The sequence below is a fragment of the Erwinia sp. MYb375 genome (genome assembly GCF_037479175.1).
Classification (GTDB): domain Bacteria; phylum Pseudomonadota; class Gammaproteobacteria; order Enterobacterales; family Enterobacteriaceae; genus Erwinia; species Erwinia rhapontici.
In genome coordinates, this window is record NZ_JBBGZS010000023.1 from 1,255,084 (window position 1) to 1,281,368 (window position 26,285).

Genomic DNA, 26,285 nt, shown 5'->3' on the forward strand with positions numbered 1-26,285 from the left:
CCAGTGACAATGGTCTGTGGTGAGACTATGCGGCAAAACGCGGTTCATTCATTTTCGCCGGAAACAGGCCTGGCCAATGTCGAACTTCCACTCTGCTGCTGAGTGTCAGGCCGTATCTTGAACCAGATGGCATACATGGCAGGCAGGAAGACCAGCGTGATGATGGTGCCGCCAAAGGTTCCGCCAATCAGGGTATAAGCCAGCGTGCCCCAGAACACCGAGTGTGTCAGCGGGATAAACGCCAGAATGGCGGCCATTGCCGTGAGCAGCACCGGCCGGGCTCGTTGTACCGTTGCCTCCACCACCGCATGGAAGGGTGCCAGCCCTTCCTGTTCGTTGTGATGGATCTGCCCTATCAGGATCAGGGTGTTACGCATCAGGATGCCCGACAGCGCAATGAGTCCGACCAGCGCATTGATGCCAAACGGCTGATTGAACAGCAGCAGCGTGGGCACCACGCCAATCAGCCCCAGTGGCGCGGTGAGGAAGACCATCACCATCGCCGACATCGACCGCACCTGCAGGATAATCATCAACAGCGTCATGGCGATCATGATCGGGAACAGCGGTGCCATCGCCTGGGTGGCTTTCCCGGATTCTTCAATAGAACCCGCCTGCTCGATGCGGTATCCAGCCGGAAGTGTATCGATGATCGGCTGCAACGCTGTCATCAGCGCCGTTGAAACATCCGGCGGCTGCAGGTTTTCGGCAATGTCTCCCCGCACAGTCATAGTCGGCGTACGATCGCGACGGCGCAGAACAGGATCTTCCATTTGCACCTCAACCTCCCCGATCTGTGACAGCGGAATGCGCTGGCCGGCAGAGCCCACTAAGGTAAAGCCCGCTATTTTGGCCGGGTCGAGCCGGATATCTCCTGCCGCCCGCCCCATGACCTGCACCGAACGAATATCTTCACGCACAGCGGTGACAGGAACCCCAGAAAGCAGGAACTGAAGCTGCTGCGCGACCGCATTCGATGTCAGCCCCACCGCCTGCAGGCGGTCCTGATTGAGGGTGAAATGCAGCGCTGGTACACGCGGCCCCCAGTCGGTGTTGACGGTCCTCATCATCGGGCTGGCCTGCATCACCTTTTCGACTTTGCCTGCAATTTCGCGCAGTTGAGTCGGATCCGGCCCCATAACACGGTAAGCCACCGGATATGGTGAATACGGACCAAACACCAACTGCGTCACGCGCACGTGCGCCTCAGGCGCCAGGCCGCTGGCCGCTGCCTCACGCAGTCTGAACTTGAGCGCTTCGCGCGCTTCCTGGCTATCCGTCAGCACGACAATTTTCGCGAACGACGGATCGGGCAGCTCGGGTGCCATCGCCAGATAAAAACGTGGCGATCCCTGGCCGATGTAAGACGTGACGATTTTTGCCTCTTTTTGCTTTTCCAGCCAGGCTTCGATTTTCGCCGTCGTGGCGCTGGTCTGTTCAATCGCGGTGCCATAAGGCATCTGCACTTCGACCAGCACCTCCGGACGATCGGAGGTAGGGAAAAACTGTTTTTTCACCAGTCCCATACCGAGAATCGCTACCGTAAAGACGGCAATCACGGTGCCAGCCACTATCCACTTGCGCGCGATCACGCGGGTCAGTACACGGCGAAAACGGTTGTAATGGCGGGTGTTGTAGATAGCAGCGTGTCCCCCTTCAACCTTTTTGATGTCGGGCAGCATTTTCACGCCCAGATAAGGCGTAAATACGACCGCCACAACCCAGGAGGCAATCAGGGCGATACCGACAATCCAGAACATGTTGCTGGTGTATTCGCCGGCGGTGGACTGGGCAAAACCATTGGGCATGAAACCGACGGCGGTGACCAGCGTGCCCGCCAGCATCGGGGCCGCCGTGTGGCTCCAGGCATAGGCCGACGCTTTGACGCGGTCGTAGCCCTCTTCCATTTTCACCACCATCATCTCGATGGCGATAATGGCATCATCAACGAGTAACCCGAGCGCCAGGATCAACGAGCCCAGGGTAATGCGGTCAAAGTTTTTGCCGGAAGCCTCCATCACAACGAAGACAATCGCCAGCGTCAGGGGCACCGCCGCCGCGACAACTACGCCCACGCGCCATCCCATACTGACGAAGCACACCACCATCACCACCAGCAGCGCGACAAAGAATTTAATCATAAACTCGTCAACGGCGGAGCTGATGTTGACTGACTGATCCGTGACCTTGGTCAGGGTCATGCCCAGCGGCATGCCCTCATTGATGTTGGTCGTTTCCGCATCCAGCGCCTTACCCAACTCCAGACCGTTCCAGCCGTCGCGCATGATGACGCCCAGCAGCAGCGCCGGTTCACCCTGATTGCGGATCTTAAAGGTTGCAGGGTCTTCATAGCCACGCTCAACGGTGGCTACGTCAGAAAGCTGCAGAGTCCTGCCCTGCACGACGATGGGCGTTTTGCGGATTTTTTCCAGTGTGTCGAAGGCACCGTCCAGGCGGATAAAGACCTGCGGCCCCTGGGTATCAATCGAACCCGCGGGCGTCAGGACGTTCTGGCTGTTGAGGGCGGAGAAAATATCCTGAGGCGAAATACCCAGCGTGGCCAGCCGGTCATGCGAGAACGAAACAAAGATGCGTTCGGCCTGTTCGCCAATGATATTGACCTTCTTGACCCCCGGCACATGCAGAATTTGCTGGCGCAACGCTTCCGCATCGCGCACCAGCAGCCGCTGTGGCTCGCCTTTGGCCTTCAGCGCAAAGAGCGCAAAGGTCACTTCGGAGAATTCATCATTGACCATCGGCCCGACGACGCCTGCCGGCAGGTTTTTGGTCTCATCCCCCAGCTTCTTACGTGCCTGATAAAACGCTTCCTGCACCTGTGAAGGCGGTGTGCTGTCCTTCAGCGAAAGCAGGGTAAAAGCCAGACCGGGACGTGTATACGTTTCGCTGCGGTCATACCACTTCAGCTCCTGCATCCGCTTTTCCAGCGGTTCAGCCACCTGATCCTGCATCTCCTGCGCGGTGGCGCCCGGCCAGGCAGAAATAATGGTCATCTGCTTGACCGTAAACGGCGGGTCTTCAGCCCGTCCCAGTTCAAAAAATGAAAGAATACCGGCCACAGTAATCAGGATAATCAGGAACAGCGTGATTGAGCGCTCACGCACGGCGAGCGCTGAAAGATTGAATCGCCCCCCGCTCATGGCTGGCTCCCGGCGACGCGGGCATCGCTTTGTTCGGCCATGCGTACGGCCTCACCGTCATGCAGCAGATGCGCTCCCAGGGCGACCACCTGTTCACCCGGCACTAAGCTCCCGGTGATCCTCGCCGCATCGTCACCCAATCCCTGCACCTGCACAGGCCGCCATGACACTTTGGCGGGCTTACCCGAAATCTCCCAGACCCCCGGCCCTTTGCCCGGATCATAGATGGCCGCTAAAGGCACCTGCATCACCTGGCCCGGTAATTTATCGTCTGCAATATGAAGGGTAACGGTGGATCCCAGAGGCGCGCTCGCCAGTGCCCCCTCAAGCACATATCTTGCCTCGAAGGTACGTGTGAGTGGATCTGCCGCATCGGAAAGGAGCCGCAGTTTCGCAGGGACGGACTGTTTACCGGTGCCATACAACGTTGCCCCGGCCTCGCTTCCGGCAGCCGGACGTAGCGTCTCGGGCAACTGCACAATGGCCTCGCGCTGCCCTGCTCTGGCCAGACGGACCACCGGCTGGCCGGCACTGACAACCTGACCGGGTTCAGCCAGCGTGTCCATGACCACGCCGTCGGCATCCGCCAGCAGCACGGCGTAGCCCGTCGCGTTTTGCGCCACATTCGCCTGCGCCTGGGCCGCACTGAGTTCGGCTTTCGCCGTATCGGCAACGGCCTTGATCTGATCGTAGGCCGATGCCGATACGGCACCGCCCGCAACCAGCCCGCGGTAACGCGCCTCGTCAGCAGACGTTTGTTTTGCACGAGCCCGTGCCGCCGCGACGGCCTGTTGCTGAGCCTGCGCCTGCAGGCTCAGGTCAACCGGATCCAGACGCATCAATGGCTGGCCACGTTTAACGGTCTGGCCGGTATCGACCAGACGTTCAAGGATTTTGCCTTGCACTCTGAAACCGAGATCGCTTTGAATCCGGGCGACAACAACGCCGGTAAATGATCGGGAGACATCGGCAGCACTCACCACGGTCGCAGACCTGACCAGAGGAGGCTGAGTACGAGGGTCGTCGGTGACGGAAGTGTCACCGCAGGCCACAAGGGCAAGTGGCAACAGGCAAACGGCAAAGGTGGCAGGATTAAGCCTGAGCATGGGTTCCCTTCATTACGTTAACAGGAGAGTAACCGCATTCTCAGACTAGTGACCAATAATGTCAATAGTCACCTTTTCAGGGTGACAAACTTCTCAGGATCAGTGAGGACAGGAGCGTAGCCGCAGCCGGTGCTGTTTCCAGATTGTATTGTAACTGGACAGGACTGATGTAAGGCCGCATGACCAGATATATCGCATGAGCCGCCTCGTCCAGCGGGGTTTTACGTTCAAATTCTCCCGCCTGCCGCCCTTCAACAATGATTTGCTCAATCAGTTTTCGCAACCGTTCTTCATGAGCCTGTGCCGACGGCCACTTATCCCGCGCCGCGACGGCAGCAATGTCGTAAAGCTTGCGATCGTGAAAAAACAAATCACTGCCGGCTTCAGTCAGTGCTCTGAATAAACGCCGCAATTTTTCGGAGGCTGACGGCGCATCAGCAATCGCTGAATGGACAATCGCCATGATCATCGCCAGCCGGTTGGTGCAGATCACCTCGCCGATCGCCTGCTTGGAATCAAAAAATTTATAGATATAAGCTTTTGAAAAACCTATCGCTTTTGCCAAATCGGAGACGGTGGTTTTTTCATAGCCAAAATGCCCGAAATGCTCTGTGGCCGCGTCCACAACCTGATCGCGAACACCGTGATCCGATGGCCCCCTTGGGGCATGTACATTTATACGTTTAGTCATTTTTCCAGCTTAGCTCAATGAGCCCTGATTGACAACGAGTGACCATTTGGTCATGTAGTCACTCCTCAAAATTGACTCAAGGAATATCAATGTTCCCCCTCCGTACTCTTGCACTGGTGGTGAGCGCCGGCTTACTGGCGGGTTGCGCCGTCGGGCCGGATTATCATCGCCCGGATGCGCCACTTGCGGAACGCTATCAGGCGCAGTCGGCCGTCCAGCAGAGAAGCGCATCCCGGCCCGCCACTTTTGCTGAGTGGTGGGACGGCTTCGACGATCCCCTGTTAAGTCAGTTCGTTGCGGATGCCCTCGCGCAAAATCTCGACCTCGCCCAGGCCACTGCCCGCATGACCCAGGCCCGTGCCGGACTGGGCGCGGCCACAGCAGCGCTGTTGCCCTCTGGTAACATCAGCGGGCAAGCGGCACGCGCGTATCAGTCGGCCGAAACCCCGCTGGGTCAGGTTCTCAGCGCCACGCCGGATTATAATCGCTACGGCAGTAGCGATGAAACCAATCTCAACGCAAGCTGGGAGATTGACGTATTTGGGGGGCTGCGACGTGGGCGACAGGCTGCACTCGCAGACTATCAGGCTTCCGAAGCAGGCGTTGCCGCAACCCGTCTGGCCGTCGCGGCGCAGACTGCCGATATCTATATCACCCTGCGCGGATTACAGACCCGGCTGTCCATTGCGGAGAAACAGGTCAGTACGCAGCAGGAACTGCTGGAAAAGGTACAACTCCTGAACGCTAAAGGACTGGCGCCCGGGTATCAGGTTCGCCAGACCGAAGGGGAACTGGCGCAGGTTCAGGCAACCGTACCGGTTCTCCGGACGGGGCTTGATGCGGCCATAAATGCATTAGACGTTATGCTTGGCACGCCGCCCGGCACCCATCGCGCTGAGTTAGCGTTGCCGGGGGCCATTCCGCAGGCTCCGCAAATCGTCTCAACGGGCACACCTGCCGACCTGCTGCGCCGCAGGCCTGACATTATCGTGGCGGAACGTCATCTCGCCGCCTCAAGTGCACGCATCGGCGTGGCCATCAGTGAGTATTATCCGAAGTTTTCACTCAGTGCACTGCTCGGCAGCGCAACCGCCGTGTCGGGGAATAACCTGTTCTCCGGCGGAGCCAGCCAGTCGGCGGGCGTGCTGGGACTGCGCTGGCGGATCTTCGATTTCGGTCGTATCAACGCCCAGATAAACCAGGCGAAGGGCCAGGAACAGGAGGCGCTCGCCGCTTATCGCCTGTCGGTATTACGCGCTGCTGAAGACGTCGAAAATGCCTTCTCCGCCCTGATCAATCGCGAGGCACAGGCAGCCACGCTGACACGGGGTGAAACCGCGCTGGCCAGCGCGCGCGAATCGTCTTTCATTGCCTTCCGGCAGGGAACAGCCAGCCTGATTGACGTCCTGCATAACGATGAAACCCTGTTGCAGGCTTCCGATGCCAGAGCACAGGCCCAGACAGAATCCGCACGCGCCGCTGTCGCTACGTTCAGGGCGCTCGGAGGGGGTTGGCAGCCCCCGGAAGCGGCCCCAAAGCGTTCATAAATCGCGTGTCCGGGGACACACAGGCAAAGACATGACGAACCTTCTACCGCGGATAGCGTCAGGTAACCGTACTGATAACCGGTGGTATGGATGAAAAAAACAGGCACTCCTGGCGTTAATGCGTTAACCGAAGAACGGATCTGAGCACGTTTACCCGCCGGTGGTTGTGATGAGGAAATCAATCAATGTCTTTACTCGTTTCGTTTTACCCGCGCTTTTCGGGTAATAAACATAAACCGGTGGGTATGTTTTCCAGTAGCGCTCCATCACGGGGATCAGTTTTTCCCGATCCGGTTGTAAGCGGTGAATGGGTTCAAATAACCTTCCAATCCCCAGCCCGTTACGTATTCCGTCAGCCATCACCTCAATATCATTGCTGATTAACTGGCCGGGCATCTCAACGGTCAGCTGCTCCCCGTGGTCATCCAGGATCAGGGGCAGAATTCGGTTGTTGGTGATAAAGCGATACCCGATAAGCTTGTGCTGATAGAGATCGGCGGGTACCTCAGGCGTACCGTACTCGGCAAGATAGGACGATGAGGCATACAGCCCTTCCCTGAAGGGCTTCATTAACGGGCGTGCCACCACCCCGCCATCCAGAATATCGCCAAAGCGGATCCCCAGGTCGAAGCGATCGTCAATGATATTCACTGTGCCGTCGTAAACCGAAATCTCTAGCTGGATACCCGGATACTGCTGACAAAACGCGGCCATTACGGGTTTGAGTATCAGCAAATACGCGAAGCGAGAGAGGGTAATCCTCACCAGACCTGACGGTTCCTGATTCTGATCGCGGATGCTTTGCACCGATTGCTCAAGCGAATCCATCGCCACTGCGGTTCGCTCAAGCAACTGCTGCCCGATGTCGGTCAGCTCAATGCGCCGCGTGGTTCGTACAAAAAGCGGATGCCCAATGTGTTGCTCCAGCAACTTCAGGGCATGGCTCACTGAGGGAGGGGTAATTTCATGCTTACGAGCGGCCGCTGAGATACTGCCTTCCCGGGCAATACTTTGAAAAATACGTATCTGGTTATAAATGGCGTTATTCATAGCGTCATCCTCAAACAATAGCCACCTGATTGTTAGATACAGACTAAATATCCTTAAGTCAATGATGGCCTAATCTTCCCGAAAAAGTGAACTTATACTTCCCATCTGTTCGATCTGAGAGTCAATTCGGGAGACTGAAATGCGAGTTCTATGTCTGGATAATTGGGGGCTGATATGCGGGATTATCGTGACAACCAGGATGCGCAACGCATTTTCCGTGAGGTGTACAAAAGCGAATGAATAATATTCTGATTATTTCCGGCCATCCTGACCTGAGTTCATCCATTGGTAATGCAACCATTCTGCAAGAAGTGGCCACTGCGCTGCCTGAGGCTGAAATCCGTCGTCTGGACTGGCTTTATCCTGACAGTAAAATCAACATCCAGGCGGAGCAGGACAGCCTGCTGAAAGCGGATGTGATTGTCTGGCAATTCCCTTTTTCGTGGTACTCGCTCCCGGGGATCATGAAGTTATGGCTGGATGAGGTTTTTATTCATGGATTCGCGCATGGCTCCATGGCAAAACTCGGCGGTAAAAAGCTTATCCTTTCATTTACGACGGGTGCTCCTCAGGCGCTGTATACCTCAGAGGGATTCTTTGGACATCGCGTTGAAGATTACCTCATCCCGTTAGAAACGACGGCCAGGCTTTGCAATTTTGAGCTGCTCAAACCTGTTTATACCTGCGGTATCAGCTATGCGGACAGGGATGCAGATAAAATTGCGCAACAAAAAACGATCGCAAGGGAACACGCATCACGGCTTATCGGGGTGCTTAATGCCGTCACCGGCGAATATCCATTATCGTGATAACCTGCTATCAGCCGCAGGCTTTGCCAGGGATCATGGCGCAAAATCCGTCGAAAAAGAAAGACGTAAAACAGGCGGGCAGTTTATCGCTCGACTGAAAAAGTGATTTTCCGTTATATGAATATTAACCCTCGACGATAAAGGTTATCTGTGAAAAACATTGGCGTAATGACCCTCAGTCTGATGATGAGCAGTTCCGTCATCGCGAAAGCAACGAATTCTCCGCACAGCCCGATAATGAGCATTTTTGAGCTCAGCGTGAAACCGGATAAAAACCCGCAATATGATGAAATGGCAAGGGATACGATTTCCACGTCACTCGACGAGGAAGCGGGGACGCTGGCGATGTACGCCCTCAAGCATAAGGATCATCCGCAACAGGCCTACATGGTTGAAATATATAAAAACAAAGAGGCTTATCACCATCACCTTAATTCTGCGCAATATAAGAAATTTATTGCCTATGCCCCTGAAATAATCAACCAGAAGCATCAGATAAAGTTAACACCACAATTTCTCAGCGATAAGCCCGTGATACAAAATTCAGGAACCATCAATAATCTGGTGGTTGTCGATGTGAAACCTGAATTTCAGGAGGCATTTAAACGCATTGTCCTTCCTGAAATGGCGGAGTCCATCAGAATTGAGCAAGGCGTTCTTGCTATGTATGCCGCAACGGATGTGAACAATAAGTACCGCTGGTATTTTTATGAAATTTACGCCAGCGAGGCGGCTTATCAGCAACACAGGCAGACGCCGCACTTTCGGGACTACATCGCGCAGACAGCACACATGGCCGTCAGCAAAGAATCTCTCCCTGTCGCCCCGCTCTCTCTGCGAAATAAAGGCGAAATACGGTTTGTTGAGTGAGGCTTCAGCTTAGCCGTTCGGACAACAGGTGAGGCGCTAACATGAAAAAGGTCATTGCGGCAGTGGCAATGTCGCTTGTACTTGCAGATGTGACGAATGCAAATGAAAAAAGAGGTGAAGCTATGTTGAAAACTGAACCATCAGGCCTTTCCGAGGCCGATATCCTGTCTGTCTCTCCGGCACTTTCCCGGTTTGGTCGCGAAGCCATAACGGAGGATCTCTGGCAGCGTAATGCGCTTTCTCCACGGGACCGCAGCATGATTACCGTCGCCATCCTCATTGCCAGAAACCACCCCACTGAGTTGAAGTATTACCTCGAGGTCGCGCTAGACAGCGGCGTCACAGCGGCCGAAGTCTCGGAAATGATCACTCACCTTGCCTTCTACTCCGGCTGGCCAAATGCCATGTCGGCGATTAGCGTCACGAAAACTGTTTTTCAGGAGCGTGGGGTCAAGGCTGAAGATCTGCCTGACGCCTCACCGGAACTGTTACCGCTCAATCAGCAGGCAGAAAACCAGCGTTCGGAAACGGTGGAAAAAAATGTGGGTCCTCTTTCTCCGGGGCTGGTCAAATTCACCGCCACCCCTCTCTTCCTCGATCTCTGGCAGAGGCCTGCGCTGAAGCCCCGTGACAGAAGTCTGGTGACGGTCAGCGCGTTAATCGCTTCGGGACAGAGTGCGCAAATTAGCTATCACCTTCATCGGGCGATGGATAATGGTCTGACGGCTGCAGAAGCCGGTGAAATTATCACTCAGGCAGCTTTCTATGCGGGCTGGCCAAATGCTTTTTCTGCGGCGCCGGTGGTGGGTGAAGTATTACGTACGCGGCTGCCCAAAGAGGATTAATACGCCTTACATGTGGGGTGAAGGGTTTTAGTACAACAATGAATTGACTCAACTAAAAATTAACCGTCAGAAACATTTCATGTAACCTAAGCGCACTTTTTTCAAATGGATAGCGGATACCCCCCTACCGGAGAAATGCTCAGTGATTGATGATTCTGCACGGCGCTGGTTGCTCGCGCTTTCAGCCCCGATGGTGGCGATAAATGCCGGAGCGGGTGCTGCCTACGACTGCGATCAGTTTTATCCGTTTGATACCGGCGTGGACCTGAGTGACAGCTGGGGCATTGATTCCCGTGAAGAGCTGTTTGAGATGATTGTCAGAATGAGCGACAACGGCCACGCGGACGATCTGGCCCATTACTTCAGGCTCTGGCACCGTCTGCCCCTGACAGAGTGGCAGGATTATGCGGCACATCAGGCGCCGGACGTACAGCCCCTGCTGGCACTGGTGGCTGACAGCGCGGTGATGTGCGGTGACGGCGGGATCCGCGCCTGGGATTTGGCAAGAATGGGCTTTCTTTGCCGTATCGCGCTGCTCAACGGCTGGATTACGCCGCATGAAAACCTGTGGCTGCACAGCCGTCTGGCAGCGCGAGCCCGTTACTACTACACCAGCTGGCAGCGCTATAACGCCGGTTTTATCATCGGAAGGCTCTACTGGCAGTCACTCAATGCCTCCGACGCCGATGCCCGGCGTTATGCCTTCAGTGCCGATGCCGGTAGCACCACCAATATTGAATTAATGCGCCAGCTCTACACGCATCCGGATAGCCCGGTATCCCAACTGCCGTGGCACATCGCGATGAATGAAATTGAGAAACCCGCATCATTGCCGGAGATGGATCTATGAGTAACCCGTCATGTTGGGAAACCCTGGGCATTGAACCGACGCAGGATCAGCAGGTGATTCGCCAGGCCTACCGCGACCTGCTGCCCACCTGCCACCCGGAAAGCAATCCGGAAGGGTTTAAGCGTCTGCGTGAAGCCTATGAACAGGCGCGGAAAGGCGTGGATGAACCCGCTCCCCTGATGCCGTTTGCGCCATCACCCCCCCCGCCAGCCCCCCCCTCAGCCGATCCCACTGGCCTGCTTGATGCCTTCAGCCAACTGATCGCCTCCCCCGCTGAGCGTTATCTGCCGATCAACTGGCTGCGGTTTATCAGCCAGCTCGACGCTCACCCCGTCGCCACCATCGACCAGCTCCGCTGGCCGTTACTGGAGGCCGTTTTGCAGGTGAACTTTGTCTCGGCCGACTGCCTGTTACTGCTGGCTAACCGCCTGCAATGGCGGATGCGTCTGCCGGAACTTGATCAGGACATGGGCGCGCGGGCGGACGACTTACTGAACTTTGCCGAGGGCGGCGACATTTTCGATCTTTCGACGCTGGCCCCTCTCAGTCTGGCAGCACAGGACGAAACGCTGGGTTACTTCCATCAGATTCGGCACTTTTACTGGGAACAACCGACGGGCTGGTTGCGGCATCTGCTGAGAGAACCGCGTGTGATTTACTGGCCATCGTGTCCACGCCTGATGAAACAGGTAGCACGCTGGTTTAATGTCGCGGCAGATTCTAACGCGGAGGTGCGTGACTACTGCCTGCGGCAACAGGAACGCCATCCGGATGACCCTGAGTGGCTTTATCTGAGCGCCAGCCACTGCAGTATGATGGGGGATCATGACACAGCCTTCCCGCTGTGGCTCATCCTGCATGAACAGTACCAGCATGCCGAAGCCGAACAGTGGCTGCTGGCGTGGTGTGCCAGCCATTCTCCGGATTACCTGCCCCTGCTGATTCAGGCCTTTGACCGCCCGGATGTTCCGCCGGCGGCCTCCGCCACCGACGAGGAAGAAACCGCTTATCGGCCGCAGGCACAATCACCTCAAACGCTGGTGCGCTGGGCCGAAACGATACCTATGGATGTGTCCCCTGTCGCCACTGACTTCATCAGCTGGAAATCAGGCCGCTATCGCGCGCAGGTGATGTTCCCGCATCTTTTGCAGGTCGATGGCTCGGATACACTGCTGCACCTCTACTGGCAGGCCAGCATGTTAACGATGGGCAATGAAGCCTTATTACAGGCGATCCTTGACCAGCCGCTTCCCGCGGCACCGCTGGAAGCGCTGATCTTACGCGGTCTGCAGCGCCAGGCTGCACAGCGCCTGGCGTGGCTTCAGGGTTCACCGGTGCTGGCGGCGTTCAGCGCGTGGTTATCTGCGCCAGAAGAGACGCCGCTGCCTGAGATTTTCGCCGACGGCGAGGGTGCCGCCTGGAAGCAGAGCATCGCCTGGTTGTGGCACTGGCGCCCGCTTCCCCCTCACAGCCTGTCCAGGCTGGCGCAACATCCGGCGTATGGCGAGAGCGTGTTGCCAGCGCATACCAGCTGGCTGTGCTATCTCCTCGGTCATGCCGATATTGCCTTGCCGGAAGAGGACCAGACGCCGCCGCACGATGCGCTGCGTCAGGTGATGCTGCTGGAGACGATGCTCGAACTGGATATCGACAACATCTCCCTGCTCAGCCAGCTGAACGATTTTCCGCTGGATGAACAGCACCCCTTCTGGTCGATGTATCAGGTATTTACCCAAATTGACCCGGCTCAGGGCGATGAAGTTAGCCAGCTCAAAAGCCATCTGGACCTGAACAATTCGCTGCATTTCAACTGCTGGACCCGGCTGCCCGTCAGTATCGAAGAGTATATTACCCGGCGTGAAGAGATCTCCTCCAACTCGGCCCACTACTTCTATCGGTATCAAGCCGAGTGGCAACCACGGCTGGCGCAATCCCCCTTCGCATATCAGGCCCTGTACCACGCGGTTTTCCTGTCGCATGACAATGCGCAGTATGCACAGGAAAATCTGGACGCCCTGGAGGCCCTCACCGCCAGCTCGCCAGAAGAAGCCGCGTTTAAGCAGCAATTGCTGTTACGCCAGTTGCCGGTATTCCCGACAGACGACACGGTTGCCAGCGGGGCAAGTGACGCGTCGGCAATCGCCCTGGGGATCCATCAGCTTGGCAGCAATCCGGAATATTTGCTGGACGCCAAACTGAGTGCCGCTGCCGGGCACTGTGCTGACGACCCCGCAATGGATATCGCGCTGCGCTTAGCGGCCGCGACAATGCTGCAGATCAATACCCGCCGTCAGAATGCGTTTGCGCAGTACCCGCAGCGCCGCAATTATTTCTGGCAGTTCTGGCGGGTTAATTCACGCCTGGGTCGGGTGGGGTTGATATTGCAGATTGTGCTGGGGAGCGAGCTCGCTATCCTGCTGGTAAACGCGATTGTCGCTGAAGGGCAGCTGGCGAATACCGCGCTGTCGGCGCTGCTGGTGGTGATGAACGTTTACAGCGCGATCGTGCGCCGTGGACGGGATTTGGGCCTGGCCTCAGCGGATAAACTGAAAGAGATTAACATTCCGGTGCTGAAACTGCTGGGGATGTATCTGTTCAAACGCGGGATGCCTGAGCCAAACCGCTTTGGCCCTCCGCCCGGCTGGCGGCGAAAGAAATAGTCGGAAAGGTGTGTATGCCGCCCGGGTTCACGGGCGGCATATTTTTTGGGTTTTACAGCGTCATGTCCTTGAGCATGCCTTCCAGTTGCTGACGCAATGGCGCGATACGGCTTTCCTGTTGGCTGGCTAACGCCATTTCAAACTCTTCTAACCACAGGCCAATCTGTCCACGGGTATCGCCCAGCGATTGCGCCCAGGATTTCTCCAGACGCGCCAGCAAGTTGCGGTTCACCAGCGTGTCGCGGGGATGAATTTTCACCGCTGTTAACCGTTCACGGCTGCGCTGCTGCTGTTCGGGGCTGAGACCAATCGGGCTGTGGTCGATCACTTTACTTAATGACTCACCGCTATCAGGCAAGTGCACATCCACTTCCAGCAATCCGTTAATGTCATAACTGAAGCGTACGTCGATCTTCTGTAACGTGCCGTTGGGTTTGACCGGCACCTGTAATTCATCTATAAAAATATTATTGGCGACCAGGGGATTCTCGCCCTGATAGATAGCAATGCGGATAAACGTCTGTTCCACGTGACGGGTCGTGAACGTCTCCACCCGTGATGCCGGTACAACGGTATTACGCTCAAGGATCGGGGAAAATATCCCGCTCCTTTGCTCGCTGGCGGTGGCAATACCGAGCGTATAGGGGCAGACATCGGTGAGAATCACCTCTTCAATATCTTCATTACGCAAGCGACAGGCGGCCTGAGCGGCGGCACCCAGCGCAACAATGGTGGCAGGGTCCAGATGCTGGTGAGGCAACTTCCCGAACAGTTTCACCACCAGCTTCTGAATCACCGGCATACGCGATGCACCGCCGACCAGCACCAGATGATCAAGCTGCTCCGGCCGCAGACGGGCATCGTGCAGCGCCTGTTCTATCGGGGCTCGCAGACGCGTCATCAGCGGCAACCAGATCTGTTCAAGTTTCTCTTCATCAAACAAGAGCATCCACGTCTTATCCTGCCACTGCCAGCTCAACTGATTCGGGGCATTATGCTGACCGAGCTGGCATTTTAGCTGTTCAGCACAATCGGAGAGGCGCGCCAGTTCGGTCGCGGGGATTGTCTCCGCATTGAGCTTCCACTCGCGGAGACAGGCATCAATCATCGCCTGGGTAAAATCTTCACCGCCCAGATAATTGTCGCCCGCCGAACCATGCACCTCGATCAGCGGCAGATCGTATTCCAGCACCGTGACGTCAAAGGTTCCCCCTCCGAGATCAAAGACCAGCGTGCGGCCGGTATTTTGGGTATGCAACCCGTAGGCCATGGAGGCGGCGGTCGGTTCGTTAATCAGCCTGACCGCATTGAGCCCTGCCAGTTCTGCGGCAAAGCGGGTCTGTTTGCGTTGTTCGTCGCTGAAATAGGCGGGCACCGAGATCACCACGTCGGAAATGTCATGACCAAGGTAAGCCTGAGCATCCGCTTTCAGGGATTTCAGCACCAGCGCCGATAACTCGGGCGCATCAAAGGTTTGTGTCTCAAGCCGAAACTGTTTCTTACTGCCCATAAAGCGCTTAAACAGCGCCGCTGAGCGCTGCGGATGGGTGGTCAGACGCGACAGTGCCGGGCGGCCAATCAGCATTTGTCCATCGTCATCCAGGCTCACCACCGACGGTGTTAAATATTCATTCAGCGCATTGGGGATCAGCCGTGCCTGGCCGTCCTGCCAGACGCTGATCAAACTGTTGGTGGTGCCTAAATCAATACCGATCGCCGGGACAGCCATCTTCAGTTCCGTCATGATTCTTTCTCATCAATGATGTGTTCCATCGATTTTATTCAATCATATTGAATAATAGAAGCCTTTGTCACACAGCAGAGTCACCATACTGTATCAAGCCGAGTGAGATTACCGGCGCTCGCTAGCCATCTGATGTTAGGTTCAGGGAGGTAACAGAGTGACAGTGGCCCACAAGAACGTGGACCCGGGGGTTTATCTGGCGTTATGCTCATCACGCTTTTGTTTCAGAGTAGAGGAAAGCCATTCCAGGAAGCCAAGAAGTGTTGGTGTGTGATATCTCGTATCCCCCACAGAGCCGTCGGTAAGTTCATTCAGGGCAACAACTGCGGACTCATTATCCGGGTAACATTGGCGGAAGTCGTCAATATTGGTAATCAGGTTATCGAGATAATGACCACCATCTTCAACATAAATCTTAAAAGCAGAATCGACAATCTCTTGATAAGTTTCGCCATATTCATCGCTATCCTGTCCAAAAAAAACGATAAAAAAGGTACTGATAGTTGTGAATTTTTTCATTTTTAAAGCACCGGGTAAGCTGTTGCTATGTAATAGGGTTTATCATTATATCGTTGTTTCTTCATGACCACTTCAATCCTTGTGGCGCGTACTGCACTGGTGGCTTGATATTTAACAACAATGCCAACATGGGTCCCTGTTTTAAATTTAAAAGTCAGATAATTATTACTATCCGCGCCATTGTTCTTTGCCCACTGCCGTATTTTTCTTCTGTTGGCTTTAATCGCCTGACTCACGGCTTTTTCTGCAATTTCCATAGATAAAAATGAACTGGCAGCGTTTTCTGCTTTGAATGAACCTGACTGTATACCCCTCTTGACCTTTTCCAGTAATTCATTCTCAGATTTCCCCACATGCTTTCGCAAAGTATGCCCGCCCCCCACAAAACCTTTAACAGCTTCGTGCCTCATCAGATTAACCTGCCCCATTCTGACGGAGGCCACGCGTGCCGCTCCGGCAACAGAGAACGGAATCACCACATCCACGGCGATGCCAACCTGGTCAGCGGTAGACTGATCCGCGCCCAGTTCTCTTGCGATACCTGCCGTGGCACGAGCAGTCATCGAGGCCGTCGGTTTGCCCGAATATACCTGATAGGCGGAAGCACTCATCCCGTCCAGACTGTGCGCACCCACAATGATGCACCCCGCTTTTGTTACCCCGGTAGGCTCAGGCACCAGGCAAAGTGCGGTGGCACTGGCCAGTTCCAGCACGCTGCCGAGAAATCCGATGCTGCCCCAGATGCGCTCAGTCATTACCGATTCATTCTCCATGACTGCGGCCAGTTGCACCGGGGTCATGGCAATACTAAAACCGTTTTCCATCACATTTCCCTGTTATTAAACAATCCAGGGCTGAGGGTAAATAAGTGGGATGGCGCGGTAAATATTATCCTGTGCGACATCCTCTTTTTCATAAAAACACTGACCCGGCACTGTCAGGTCACACGTTCCCAGGGGCGAGCAAAAAGCCACGGCGCTCGCTGGCGGCGTTTATTTTCCTGATGCTGCGGATCGGCAAAAGGAATGCTGTCGATCAGCGATCGCGTATAGTCACTGGCAGGCCGGGAGAACAACTCACTGACCCGCCCCTGCTCAACCACATGACCGTCTTTCAATACCAGCGCCGACTGGCAAAGGCTGCGCACCACCGCCAGGTCGTGGCTGATAAACAGGCAGGCAAACTGATACTCCTTTTGCAGCTTGCGCAGCAGTGTGAGGATGCTTTCCTGGATAGAGACATCCAGTGCCGAGGTGGGTTCGTCAGCAATTAATAGCTGCGGGTTCAGCGCCAGCGCGCGGGCAATCGCAATGCGCTGGCACTGCCCGCCTGAAATCTCATACGGATATTTCTGCTGCCATTCGGCGGGAAGCCCAACCTCCGTGATTAATGACGTCACCCGCTTGAGGATCGCCGCCTCTTTTAACGTGGTGTGCGTGCGTAAGGGTTCAGCAATCGACTGGCCGAGCGTCATGCGGGGATTCAGCGAGCTAAGCGGGTTCTGGAAAATAGCCCCAACCTGCGATTTCATCGCTTTGCTGCGCGTGCGGCTGGGATGATAAATCGCCTCGCCCGCCAGCGTCAGCGTTCCCTGGTGCGGTTTAATGATGCCCAGCAGGCTGCGACCCAGGGTGGTCTTCCCCGATCCGGACTCCCCCAGCAGGCCGAGAAACTCGCCTTTGCCGATGTTAAAAGAGACGCCATTAACAATGTTATGGCGCTTGCCAAACCCTGCCGGATAACTGATGTGCACGTCATCCACCTGCACCAGTGCCTCAAACGTTTTCTCAACGGCGACCGGTGTTGATGTGGATGATGGGATCGCCGCCAGCAGCTGGCGGGTATAGGCACTTTCAGGCGTGCGGAACAGGGTTTTTGCCGCGCTGTTTTCCTCTATTTTCCCGTGCCGCATTACAATCACCCGCTGCGCAATATCGGCGACCACACCCATGTCGTGTGTGATCAGCAGCAGCGCCATACCGGACTGCTGGTTCAGGCTGAACAGCAGGTCGAGTATTTCCTGCTGAGTGGTCACGTCCAGCGCAGTGGTCGGCTCATCGGCAATCAGCATCTTCGGGCGCCCGGCCAGCGCCATCGCGATCATGATGCGCTGGATCTGGCCACCTGAGAATTGATGAGGGTAGTTCTTCAAGCGTTTATCCGCCTGCGGAATGCCCACCTGCGACAGCAGCTCAATGGCACGCGCCTTACGCTGTGCTGCCTTGAGTGACGGATCGCACAAGGCAATCGACTCATCCAGCTGGGCTCCGACGGAGAAAACCGGGTCGAGCGATGACGTCGGGTCCTGAAATATCATCGCGATCTCCCGCCCTCTGAGGGCGGAAAGTTCAGTGCGATTTAACCTCAGCAGATCGATACCCTGAAACAGGATCTTGCCGGAAACGATGGCATTTGCCGGTAATAACCCCGGGATCGCCTGCGCAATCGCCGATTTTCCAGCCCCCGACTCGCCGATGACGGCCAGTATTTCTCCGGCAGCGAGGCTCAGGCTGACCTGATCCACTGCGGTCACGTCTGCGCCCTGCCCCGGATAGCACACGGACAGCCCTTCAATGCGAAGTAAAGGCGTGTTATCCGGCATTGTCGATTAATCCCTGCGCCAGCCAGCTGTCTAACCGCGGAATGGCGATCGCATAGACTTTAAACGCCCGCTTCAGGTTTTCAATCGACACAAACTCGTCAGGGCCATGCGGAGAGCCGTGTCCGTCAGGGATAAAGTCAGGGCGCTCGCTGACGTTTTCACCGTTAAACAACGCCGATGCACCCCGGCCAAATCCCGGGCCAAAGGTGATGGCGTTCGGCAATACGCGCGCATGGGTGCCGCCGCCCATGGTGTAAGGGTCGGTTTTGGCGTCCGCTATCGCGTCATAGGTTTGCTGCAAGCGCTGCACCAGCAGGCTCTCTTTATCCACATGCATCGGCACGTCGTCACGCAGGATCGTTAAGCTGCCGTTCAGCGGGGCAATGGCCTGTTTCAGCGTCGCCAGCAAACCGTCTTTATCCGTCAAAATCGGATAGCGGATATCCAGATAGATCGCCACACCGTGCGCATTCGGGATCGCTAATCCCCCGTTCAGCGTCAGCTTACCGGTCTGCTCATCTTCAAAGGCAATACCCGCTCCGTGCCCCCAGGGATCGGCCAGCAGCTGCGCAATCAGCGTTGCCGCATTGAGGTCTGCATCAGCCAGCAGCCCTGCCCCCACGGCGGCATTCAGCAGCAGCGGGATGGCATTTTGCGTGTTTTCAGGAAAGGCGGCGTGCCCGGATTTGCCATGCGATACCAGCAGCACATCGCTGCCGTCAGGCGTAATCGACAGCGATTCGCGCAGCCCGGCAGGTAATCGGGCAAGCGCGCTGTCAACGGTGGCAATGTCCGTCGCGGTCAAACGCAGTGTCGCACTGGCCGGAACGGCATTTTCCGCCACGCCCGCCGACAGACGGGATAACACCGGGCCGGTCGGGATCTGTAAAATCAGGTTCAGACCGCCTTTTTGCGCATAGTTGACGGGGAATGCGCCATCGGTGATCACGGAAAAGCGCGGAACCGGCCCGTTTTTCGCGAAGTATTTCATGTCGCCCATACCAATTTCTTCTGCGCCCCCGTAGATCACGCGCAGCTTGTGATGCAGGGAGACGCCGAGATCGCGGAAGGCACGCAGCAGGTAGAGGTCCAGCAGCGCCGGGCCTTTGTTATCCGATGCCCCGCGGCCAATAACGAAACCCTGTTTGTGGAACGGTTCGAACGGCGCAAAGGTCCAGTTATCGCCGGGTGGCACAACATCAAGATGCGAGATCAGCCCCAAATCCTGCGTCGCGTTGCGGTTATCCGCCAGCACAGACAGCGCGTGCCCCTGATGCGCTTCGGTGGCAAAGCCCAGCTTCTCCGCCTGCGCTTTAACGTGCTGGAAAATCGCTTCCACCTCGCTGCCATAGGGCTTGCCGTCCTGCGCTAATTTCTCATCGGCAATGCTCGGATAAGCCACCCATTGCAGCAGATCCTGAATGAATTCTTCACGGTGTTGCTCAAACCACTGTTCAATTTTTTCCAAAAAAGCGATCTCCTCTGCGGAGAGATTTCCGGTAAAGCCTTTTTCCTGCAGTGACTGACTCATGCGCTTTTCCTTTTTTGGGAGTGTTTCAGCGAGTGAAGGTGGATATCTTTCACCGGGACCGCAGGCCGTGGATTTAACACCCGGGCAAGCCCCTCGCCGATAAAGTTGATCGCCAATACCATCAACACAATGGTTAAGCCGGGCGGGATCCACAGCCACCATTCGTCATCAATGACTCTGATACTTTGCGCCGCCGACAGCATGTTGCCCCATGACGGCTGCGGCTGTTTGACGCCCAGCCCGATAAAGCTCAGCGCGGCTTCGGCAAGAATCGCATTCGCCACCGCGAGGGTAAGATTTACGACGATGGGCGCGCAGGCATTCCTCAGCAAATGCCGCCAGACAATCGTGAAGCTGCTCACGCCCATGGATTTTGCGGCCTGAACATAGCCGCTTTCGCGCAGCGACAGCAGTTCAGCGCGCACCAGCCGGGCGATGCCCGTCCAGTGAAGCACGCCGATGATCAGAATCACGTTCCAGACGCTGGCACCCAGCAGGGCGGCGAGAGTTATCGCCATCGCGTAAAAGGGAAAACACATGACGATGTCGGTGATGCGCATAATGATCATATCGGCCACACCGCTTTTGTAGCCCGCGATGCTGCCGAGTACGATGCCGATCGCCGCCTGAAAGAGCACCGCGGCCAGCGCGACCATGATGGATACGCGGCCGCCGTAGAGAAGCCGCGAGAAGACATCGCGGCCAATCTCATCGGTACCCAGCCAGTGTTCGCTGCCGGGCGGTGCCTCAATATTGTAGAGGTCCATATCATCGGGATTGTAGGGCGTCAGCCAGGGCGCGAAGAGGGAAAAAGCAGCAAGCAGCGTCAGTAAAATCAATCCACTGACGAAATAGTGATCCTTCAGCAGCGGATGAAGCCGGGTTCGCGGCCGCAGAGCGACGTCATCATGGTTCAGCATCATCGGGTCAGCCTTACGCGCGGGTCGGCGAGTGCATAGAGAATATCCGCGAGGATATTGATGGCTAAGGTGATCACCGCCAGAAAGAGCACAATGCCCATCAACAGGGGAAAATCGCGTGACTGGATAGCATCAAAACTCAGACGTCCGATGCCCGGCCAGTTAAAGATAATTTCGGTCAGCAGCGTTGCCGAGAGCAGCGCCGGGATCTCCATCCCCACCACGGTAATCAGCGGTTTGGCGGCATTTTTCAGCAGATGCGGATAGATCACGCCCGATCGCCTCATTCCCCTGGCGAACAGCGCCTTGATAAAGTTCTGGTTAATTAACTCGCTGATGCTGGAACGCAGGTAACGGCTAAAAATAGCGATGTTGCCTAACGCCAGCGTGACTGCGGGCAAAACAAGGTGTTTAGCCACATCGACAATATGATCAAAACCGGTAAGGTGACTGCCCAGCGTAGAGACGCCCGAAACGGGAAACCAGCGCAGGTTCATGGCAAAGACTTTCACCAGTAAAATGGCAATAAAAAATACCGGAATGGAGAGGATGACAAAAGACAACAGCGAGACCGCGATATCCACCGTAGTACCACGACGCAGACCGAGATAAATCCCCAGCGGCAGCGCCACGATTAAGGTGATCAACAGCGAACTCCCCGCCAGCAGCAGCGTATTGAAGACCCGTTCACCGATAAGCGTGAGTACCGGTGCCCCACTCTGCAGGGAGTAACCGAAGTCACCCACCATCGCTCGCGAGGCCCAGCGCAAATATTGCACCCATATCGGGTCGAGGTAGCCGGCCTGACGCAGCATATCCTGTTTCTGCTCTGGCGTTGTTTCGGGCGAGATCATGCCGACCAGCGGATCGCCGGGCTGTAATTGTATGAGGAAGAAGACCAGCAGCGAGATGCCGAAAAGCACCGGAACAGCGATCAGTAACCTGTGAAAAATAACCCTGAACATAAAAAATCCCGTACTGAAGTGAACGGGTTTTACAGAAGTGGTGCTCTGTAAAACCCTCTACCGTGCAATGCGTTACTGTTTTACGCTCCAGCCAGCGACATCGGCGAAAGGTTCATAAGGGTATGAGTGGTAGTGTGTCACCCGCTTACTCAGGGCGTAGCCGATATTGGGAATGTAGAGCCAGACGTGCGGCACTTCTTCATTAATCCCGGTTAACCACCCACCAACGCTGGTCTTGAGGGCGTCACGGTCGATGGTGGCATTAAACTGACTGGCGAAAGCGTCCAGCTGTGGGGTGGAAAATCGTTCCCACCAGAAGTTGTTATCATATTCGCCAGGCCTGAAAGTCCCGCCCATCAATACGCCATCGTAGACTTTCGCTTTGTCCTGCAAAATGGAGAGCGTGGCGTTGAAGTCGGCGACGTTAAGCACCACGTTGATACCGATTTTTTTCAGGTTTTGCTGAATAATGGGTGCGGTGAGTTCGCGGGTGCGGTTCCCTGTCGGGTAGTTAATGGTCAGGGTGAAATCTTTGCCGTCTTTATCCACAATGCCATCACCGTTGGTGTCTGCCCAGCCGGCTTCTTTTAATAACGCCTTCGCCTTTTCAGGGTTATAGGCATAATTATCTAACGCTTTAGGGTAGTAAGGGCTGTGCGGATTATCTTTGGTATTGAATATCTGAGCGTGACCGTAGAGTAATTTATCGACAATCGCCTGTCGGTCAATGCCATACACCAGCGCCTGTCTGACCCGCCGATCGGTCAGATTTTTATTGCGCGTATCCAGTGATAAATACTGAGCACCCACCCCGGGCTGCTCAATAATCTGAATACCGGCATTTTTATACGTCTGTAAATCGCGGCCATTCCATGATGAGAGTTCAGCAATATCAACGTCGCCATTGATCAGCTCATTCTGTACCGTCTGCGCGTTAGAGACTTTAAATATCAGCGTTTTTGTTTTCGGTTTTCCGCCGTAATAGTCGTCGTTGCGTTCCAGCTTGACGTACTGATCCGGGAGAAACTCGACAAACTTGTAAGGGCCGGTGCCGACCGGGTTGCGCAGCAGGTCAGTCGCTTTGTTCCACTCTTTAACCGGGACTTTGCTCCAGATGTGTTTGGCCAGCACCGGACGGTCGGCAAAGTGAGAGAAAGCCGCAGCATACGGGGCGACAAAGGTGAAGCTCAGGGTTTGTGCGTCAATCACCTTGATGCCCGCTAAACGTTCCGTTTTACCCGTATGGTAATCCTCGTAACCCACCAGATGTTTGACAAAGCCAGGGGTGTCTTTCGGGAAGCCCGCATCGGCTTCGGTGGCATAGGTAAAATAGACATCTTCTGCGGTAAACGCGGTGCCATCATGCCATTTTACGCCCGGTTTTAAATGCAGCGTCAGCGTTTTTCCGTCAGCCGAGTAGTCATATTTTTCAGCGAGAGACGGTTTTGGGTTTTGCTGTTCATCAAGGGTAAACAAGCGGCCAAACAGGGTGAATATAACCGCGCGATCGTAGTCAGTAAAATAAAGCGTAGGATGAAAGTTACCGCTGGGATTGCTCCATATTGCGTAGCGAATAATATTATTACTGTTGTTATTCTCTGCCGCTGCAACGTTAAACGCCGCCAGGCTCATTGCCGTAAAAGCAATGGCTTTTGAAAATACCTTCATTCCCACCCCAGATAAAGTTGTCATAATTCACCCCGTCATTTTACTTCCAGAGGTAAATTAATAATAAGCCCATCGTTAATACGCTATTTTTAACAACGTTACTGTTTGAAACAAACACAAGCAAATAGAATGATTGGTAATGGTTATCTGATTATGTTGCAAGTGAGGTGACGGCACGCTGACGCCCACGGGCGCACGGCCAGATTCGCCAGCTGGCTGAAAATTCGTTATTATCCGCTCCCACTCGCTACCGGGGCAGCCTGATGTCTGTGATTTTCGATACCTTTATTGCCCCACCCTGCCATGACAAGATTGAAGTCCTGTATCAGGACGATCACCTGGTGCTGATCAATAAACCCGCCGGGCTGCTCAGCCTCTCGGGGAAAAATCCGCTCAATCTCGATTCAGTGCATCACCGGCTGGTACAGATTTTCCCCGGCTGCACCCTGATCCACCGGCTTGATTTCGGCACTTCCGGGCTGATGGTGATTGCGCGCAATAAGGCAATCAATGCCGCCCTTTGCCAGCAGTTCAGTCAGCGCACGGTGACCAAGGTGTACAGCGCACTGTTGTGCGGGCATCTGGATAATGATGAAGGGATCATTGATGCAGCGATTGCCCGCGATCCGGCGCTGTTCCCGCTGATGTCGATTTGTGCCATCCACGGTAAACCCGCCCGCTCCCGCTATCGGGTTGTTGAGCGCGTTGTTCGGGAACAGGAAGACGGGACGTTACTGCCTGTGACGCGGGTACAGCTCACCCCGGAGACCGGGCGCACCCACCAGCTACGCATTCACTGCCAGCAGCTGGGCCACCCGATTCTGGGCTGCGATCTGTATGGCGGTCGCCTGTTGCCAGGCACCGAACTGACGCCGCGGATGATGCTGCACGCCAGTGAATTACATTTTGTTCATCCGATCAGCGAAGCGCCGATCAACGCCTGCAATGCCTCGCCGTTCTGATTTACCACATCAAATCATCAGGCACTTTGAAATCAGCATACGGATCGTCTTCGTTTTGCTCTTCCAGGCTCAGCGCGCTATTTAACACAATGCTGCCTGCATCGCGCTGCGCAATCTTATCGGCGACCACGGCGGGAATAATGACGTATTCGCTTTCGCCGCTGCTCCCCAGCAAACGTGCAATGGCAAGGCGACCGCTGATAAGCTGAGCTTGCGTGGCCTTATCGACGGCGATTTTCTTAATCAGGTTGTTATCGGTGAAATTAAAATCAATGTTGCCTTTGGCAATGTCGACTTTGTTCATCTCAATCAACTGCTTCACCTGCGCTTTATACTCTTTCGATAACGCCGCCTGCTTCTGCTGTTCACTGAGCAACTTATCCCGCTCAATCTGCGCTTTTTTATTCTCTTCTACCGCTTCTCTGGCCTCACGGGCCTGAGCCTTAGATTTTTTGACCGTTCTCTGAACTTTGGCCATTTTTTTGCTGCTGACTAATCCCGCTTTCAGCATCTGCTCTTGTAAGGTGAGTTTTGTCATGTTCGCTTCTAAATCAGGTGAATAATGCGGGGGATTATACCTTTAATTTTTAGAGCTGTACCAGGTTGCCGAGTCTGATCGCGGTGTCATCTGAGCTACAGGGGTTTTTCGGGGCTGACGTGACCCGTTCAGGGGACGAAAAACACCGTTTATCTCCACGTCGAGTCGCCGATTGCCATGCATTACGCTAGCGAAGCCTCCTAAATCTTCTTTTTTTCAGGCTGTTTTTTCAAAGAATGGGAAATAAATAATGTAACAGCATTTATTGACTGCCAGATTATTTTTCATAAAAACAACCATGCTTTATGTATGGACTTAATGCAATTTAACTCCATACAATATCGTTATGTATTATTTTTTGTTTCACTGAGCAAGCAAGTCTTTAAAAAGGGAAAAAGACATGTTTAAGGTTGGTTTTTTTGATCAAAAGGTTAGATCTTCTTTTTATAAGTATGTATCAGGAATTACCGGAACCATTTCCGGAGTTGTTTTATTTTGGGACATTCCTGAAAACGTTAAAAACCCATGTAGGTATATCTGCCCAGTCGTTTTAATGGCAATTTACATTGCTATATGGGTCTATTCCAACAGAATTAAATCTATCAACCTTTCCGTTGAAGGCAGTACAGTCACCATCAAGACTGGAGATATCTTCGCTGAGTCAGGATTTAAGGTGATCGCCTTCAATGAGTATTTCGACACTCAAGTAGATGAAAAAATCATTGCCGCAGCAACGCTTAATGGAATGTTCATTCAGCGAAATTTCACCTGTTCAGTTGAGCAACTGGACGAACATATTTCTCAATACCCATTTTCAAGAGATGAAATCTCCAGCATTAATAAAAAAAGACCCCAGGGTAAAAAGCAAAAATATGGATTGGGAACGATATGCGTTTGGGAGGATTTTCTGCTAACCGCTTTTTCTAAATTTGATAACCATAATGAAGCTCGTTTAACCATGCCTGAGTACCTGATGTTTCTGATTAACTTCTGGGACAGAGTTAACCGCGTGTACGCACAAAAAAGTGTCACCGTTCCCATTTTTGGTTCGGGTATCGTCAGAATAAAGGAGCATAAAAATATCACTGCTGAAGATTTATTAAAAATCATGCTATGGACCTTCAGAATCAGTGAAATGCGTTTTGCTTATCCTGCAAAATTAACCATCATCATTCATAAAGACAAAATTGATAAGATAAATCTTTTTGAAATTCAGTCCGCAAGAAATGGGCTGTAATACAGGAAACCAC

General features: G+C 54.5%; 21 protein-coding genes. 8 read left to right on the plus strand and 13 right to left on the minus strand.

The window, feature by feature from the left end:
• Positions 1-44: 44 nt before the first annotated feature.
• The 3 genes from WH279_RS18670 to WH279_RS18680 all read right to left on the minus strand — a co-directional run bounded on the left by WH279_RS18670 (position 45) and on the right by WH279_RS18680 (position 4,955).
• On the minus strand, positions 45-3,158 hold the full coding sequence (locus tag WH279_RS18670) for an efflux RND transporter permease subunit (protein WP_339457988.1): 3,114 nt from the start codon (positions 3,156-3,158) through the stop codon (positions 45-47).
• Entirely contained in the window at positions 3,155-4,264 is a 1,110-nt protein-coding gene (locus WH279_RS18675) for an efflux RND transporter periplasmic adaptor subunit (protein WP_339457989.1), read from the minus strand. Before WH279_RS18675 ends, WH279_RS18670 begins: the two co-directional genes overlap by 4 nt.
• 76 nt (positions 4,265-4,340) lie before the next feature.
• Positions 4,341-4,955, minus strand: a complete 615-nt coding sequence (locus WH279_RS18680) for a TetR/AcrR family transcriptional regulator (protein WP_339457990.1) — start codon at positions 4,953-4,955, stop codon at positions 4,341-4,343.
• Positions 4,956-5,044: 89 nt separating this feature from the next.
• On the opposite strand from WH279_RS18680, the gene WH279_RS18685 reads away from it, so the two are divergent.
• On the plus strand, positions 5,045-6,502 hold the full coding sequence (locus WH279_RS18685; protein ID WP_339457991.1) for an efflux transporter outer membrane subunit: 1,458 nt from the start codon (positions 5,045-5,047) through the stop codon (positions 6,500-6,502).
• Between the two features lie 150 nt (positions 6,503-6,652).
• Here WH279_RS18685 and WH279_RS18690 read toward each other — a convergent pair whose 3' ends face one another.
• Positions 6,653-7,552, minus strand: coding sequence for a LysR substrate-binding domain-containing protein (locus WH279_RS18690; RefSeq protein ID WP_339457992.1), 900 nt, complete (start codon positions 7,550-7,552; stop codon positions 6,653-6,655).
• Between the two features lie 236 nt (positions 7,553-7,788).
• Here WH279_RS18690 and WH279_RS18695 point away from each other — a divergent pair, with 236 nt between their 5' ends.
• From WH279_RS18695 to WH279_RS18715, 5 genes are all read left to right on the plus strand, one after another.
• Positions 7,789-8,361 (plus strand): NAD(P)H-dependent oxidoreductase, encoded by a 573-nt coding sequence (locus WH279_RS18695; RefSeq protein ID WP_339457993.1) that lies wholly within the window; start codon positions 7,789-7,791, stop codon positions 8,359-8,361.
• A gap of 150 nt (positions 8,362-8,511) precedes the next feature.
• Positions 8,512-9,231 carry a putative quinol monooxygenase gene (locus tag WH279_RS18700; protein ID WP_325169061.1) on the plus strand — a complete coding sequence of 240 codons (720 nt, stop codon included), beginning with the start codon at positions 8,512-8,514 and terminating at the stop codon, positions 9,229-9,231.
• 41 nt (positions 9,232-9,272) lie between these two features.
• Entirely contained in the window at positions 9,273-10,076 is an 804-nt protein-coding gene (locus WH279_RS18705) for a carboxymuconolactone decarboxylase family protein (RefSeq protein WP_339457994.1), read from the plus strand.
• Positions 10,077-10,218: 142 nt separating this feature from the next.
• Positions 10,219-10,926 carry a DUF1266 domain-containing protein gene (locus WH279_RS18710; RefSeq protein WP_244290440.1) on the plus strand — a complete coding sequence of 236 codons (708 nt, stop codon included), beginning with the start codon at positions 10,219-10,221 and terminating at the stop codon, positions 10,924-10,926.
• Positions 10,923-13,586, plus strand: a complete 2,664-nt coding sequence (locus tag WH279_RS18715; protein ID WP_339457995.1) for a DnaJ domain-containing protein — start codon at positions 10,923-10,925, stop codon at positions 13,584-13,586. Before WH279_RS18710 ends, WH279_RS18715 begins: the two co-directional genes overlap by 4 nt.
• Positions 13,587-13,638: 52 nt before the next feature.
• Here the strand turns inward: WH279_RS18715 and WH279_RS18720 are convergent, their stop codons facing one another.
• The 8 genes from WH279_RS18720 to WH279_RS18755 all read right to left on the minus strand — a co-directional run bounded on the left by WH279_RS18720 (position 13,639) and on the right by WH279_RS18755 (position 23,559).
• The gene (locus WH279_RS18720; RefSeq protein WP_445235258.1) at positions 13,639-15,321 is read right to left on the minus strand and encodes an Hsp70 family protein; all 1,683 of its coding nucleotides are present in this window, start codon (positions 15,319-15,321) and stop codon (positions 13,639-13,641) included.
• Positions 15,322-15,522: 201 nt separating this feature from the next.
• A complete protein-coding gene (locus tag WH279_RS18725) occupies positions 15,523-15,849 on the minus strand; it encodes a hypothetical protein (RefSeq protein WP_200643335.1) in 327 nt (108 codons plus the stop codon).
• A gap of 2 nt (positions 15,850-15,851) precedes the next feature.
• The gene (locus WH279_RS18730; protein WP_339457997.1) at positions 15,852-16,673 is read right to left on the minus strand and encodes an RNase A-like domain-containing protein; all 822 of its coding nucleotides are present in this window, start codon (positions 16,671-16,673) and stop codon (positions 15,852-15,854) included.
• Between the two features lie 113 nt (positions 16,674-16,786).
• Positions 16,787-18,451 carry an ABC transporter ATP-binding protein gene (locus tag WH279_RS18735; RefSeq protein ID WP_339457998.1) on the minus strand — a complete coding sequence of 555 codons (1,665 nt, stop codon included), beginning with the start codon at positions 18,449-18,451 and terminating at the stop codon, positions 16,787-16,789.
• The gene (locus WH279_RS18740; RefSeq protein WP_339457999.1) at positions 18,441-19,982 is read right to left on the minus strand and encodes a Sapep family Mn(2+)-dependent dipeptidase; all 1,542 of its coding nucleotides are present in this window, start codon (positions 19,980-19,982) and stop codon (positions 18,441-18,443) included. Before WH279_RS18740 ends, WH279_RS18735 begins: the two co-directional genes overlap by 11 nt.
• Positions 19,979-20,905, minus strand: a complete 927-nt coding sequence (opp4C, locus tag WH279_RS18745; RefSeq protein ID WP_339458000.1) for an oligopeptide ABC transporter permease — start codon at positions 20,903-20,905, stop codon at positions 19,979-19,981. The genes WH279_RS18740 and opp4C overlap by 4 nt, the downstream gene beginning before the upstream one ends.
• Positions 20,902-21,867, minus strand: coding sequence for an ABC transporter permease (locus WH279_RS18750; protein ID WP_339458001.1), 966 nt, complete (start codon positions 21,865-21,867; stop codon positions 20,902-20,904). The genes opp4C and WH279_RS18750 overlap by 4 nt, the downstream gene beginning before the upstream one ends.
• 72 nt (positions 21,868-21,939) lie before the next feature.
• A complete protein-coding gene (locus WH279_RS18755) occupies positions 21,940-23,559 on the minus strand; it encodes an ABC transporter substrate-binding protein (RefSeq protein ID WP_339458002.1) in 1,620 nt (539 codons plus the stop codon).
• Positions 23,560-23,798: 239 nt separating this feature from the next.
• Here WH279_RS18755 and WH279_RS18760 point away from each other — a divergent pair, with 239 nt between their 5' ends.
• The gene (locus WH279_RS18760; RefSeq protein WP_339458003.1) at positions 23,799-24,497 is read left to right on the plus strand and encodes an RluA family pseudouridine synthase; all 699 of its coding nucleotides are present in this window, start codon (positions 23,799-23,801) and stop codon (positions 24,495-24,497) included.
• A 1-nt stretch (position 24,498) separates the two neighbouring features.
• Here WH279_RS18760 and WH279_RS18765 read toward each other — a convergent pair whose 3' ends face one another.
• Positions 24,499-25,035: a DUF2058 domain-containing protein gene (locus tag WH279_RS18765; protein ID WP_339458004.1), complete on the minus strand. Its 537-nt coding sequence runs from the start codon at positions 25,033-25,035 to the stop codon at positions 24,499-24,501.
• Positions 25,036-25,435: 400 nt separating this feature from the next.
• Between WH279_RS18765 and WH279_RS18770 the strand changes: the two genes are divergently transcribed.
• Positions 25,436-26,272, plus strand: coding sequence for a macro domain-containing protein (locus WH279_RS18770; RefSeq protein ID WP_339458005.1), 837 nt, complete (start codon positions 25,436-25,438; stop codon positions 26,270-26,272).
• Positions 26,273-26,285 lie beyond the last annotated feature (13 nt).

Bases quoted from the DNA above. Each gene is read 5' to 3' on its own strand.
- WH279_RS18715 (WP_339457995.1), top strand. From the start codon at position 10,923: ATGAGTAACCCGTCATGTTGGGAAACCCTGGGCATTGAACCGACGCAG.
- WH279_RS18750 (WP_339458001.1), bottom strand. From the start codon at position 21,867: ATGTTCAGGGTTATTTTTCACAGGTTACTGATCGCTGTTCCGGTGCTT.
- WH279_RS18705 (WP_339457994.1), top strand. From the start codon at position 9,273: ATGAAAAAGGTCATTGCGGCAGTGGCAATGTCGCTTGTACTTGCAGAT.
- WH279_RS18730 (WP_339457997.1), bottom strand. From the start codon at position 16,673: ATGGAAAACGGTTTTAGTATTGCCATGACCCCGGTGCAACTGGCCGCA.
- WH279_RS18755 (WP_339458002.1), bottom strand. From the start codon at position 23,559: ATGACAACTTTATCTGGGGTGGGAATGAAGGTATTTTCAAAAGCCATT.
- WH279_RS18765 (WP_339458004.1), bottom strand. From the start codon at position 25,035: ATGACAAAACTCACCTTACAAGAGCAGATGCTGAAAGCGGGATTAGTC.
- WH279_RS18670 (WP_339457988.1), bottom strand. From the start codon at position 3,158: ATGAGCGGGGGGCGATTCAATCTTTCAGCGCTCGCCGTGCGTGAGCGC.
- WH279_RS18740 (WP_339457999.1), bottom strand. From the start codon at position 19,982: ATGAGTCAGTCACTGCAGGAAAAAGGCTTTACCGGAAATCTCTCCGCA.
- WH279_RS18690 (WP_339457992.1), bottom strand. From the start codon at position 7,552: ATGAATAACGCCATTTATAACCAGATACGTATTTTTCAAAGTATTGCC.
- WH279_RS18685 (WP_339457991.1), top strand. From the start codon at position 5,045: ATGTTCCCCCTCCGTACTCTTGCACTGGTGGTGAGCGCCGGCTTACTG.
- WH279_RS18695 (WP_339457993.1), top strand. From the start codon at position 7,789: ATGAATAATATTCTGATTATTTCCGGCCATCCTGACCTGAGTTCATCC.
- WH279_RS18675 (WP_339457989.1), bottom strand. From the start codon at position 4,264: ATGCTCAGGCTTAATCCTGCCACCTTTGCCGTTTGCCTGTTGCCACTT.
- opp4C (WP_339458000.1), bottom strand. From the start codon at position 20,905: ATGATGCTGAACCATGATGACGTCGCTCTGCGGCCGCGAACCCGGCTT.
- WH279_RS18770 (WP_339458005.1), top strand. From the start codon at position 25,436: ATGTTTAAGGTTGGTTTTTTTGATCAAAAGGTTAGATCTTCTTTTTAT.
- WH279_RS18735 (WP_339457998.1), bottom strand. From the start codon at position 18,451: ATGCCGGATAACACGCCTTTACTTCGCATTGAAGGGCTGTCCGTGTGC.
- WH279_RS18680 (WP_339457990.1), bottom strand. From the start codon at position 4,955: ATGACTAAACGTATAAATGTACATGCCCCAAGGGGGCCATCGGATCAC.
- WH279_RS18760 (WP_339458003.1), top strand. From the start codon at position 23,799: ATGTCTGTGATTTTCGATACCTTTATTGCCCCACCCTGCCATGACAAG.
- WH279_RS18725 (WP_200643335.1), bottom strand. From the start codon at position 15,849: ATGAAAAAATTCACAACTATCAGTACCTTTTTTATCGTTTTTTTTGGA.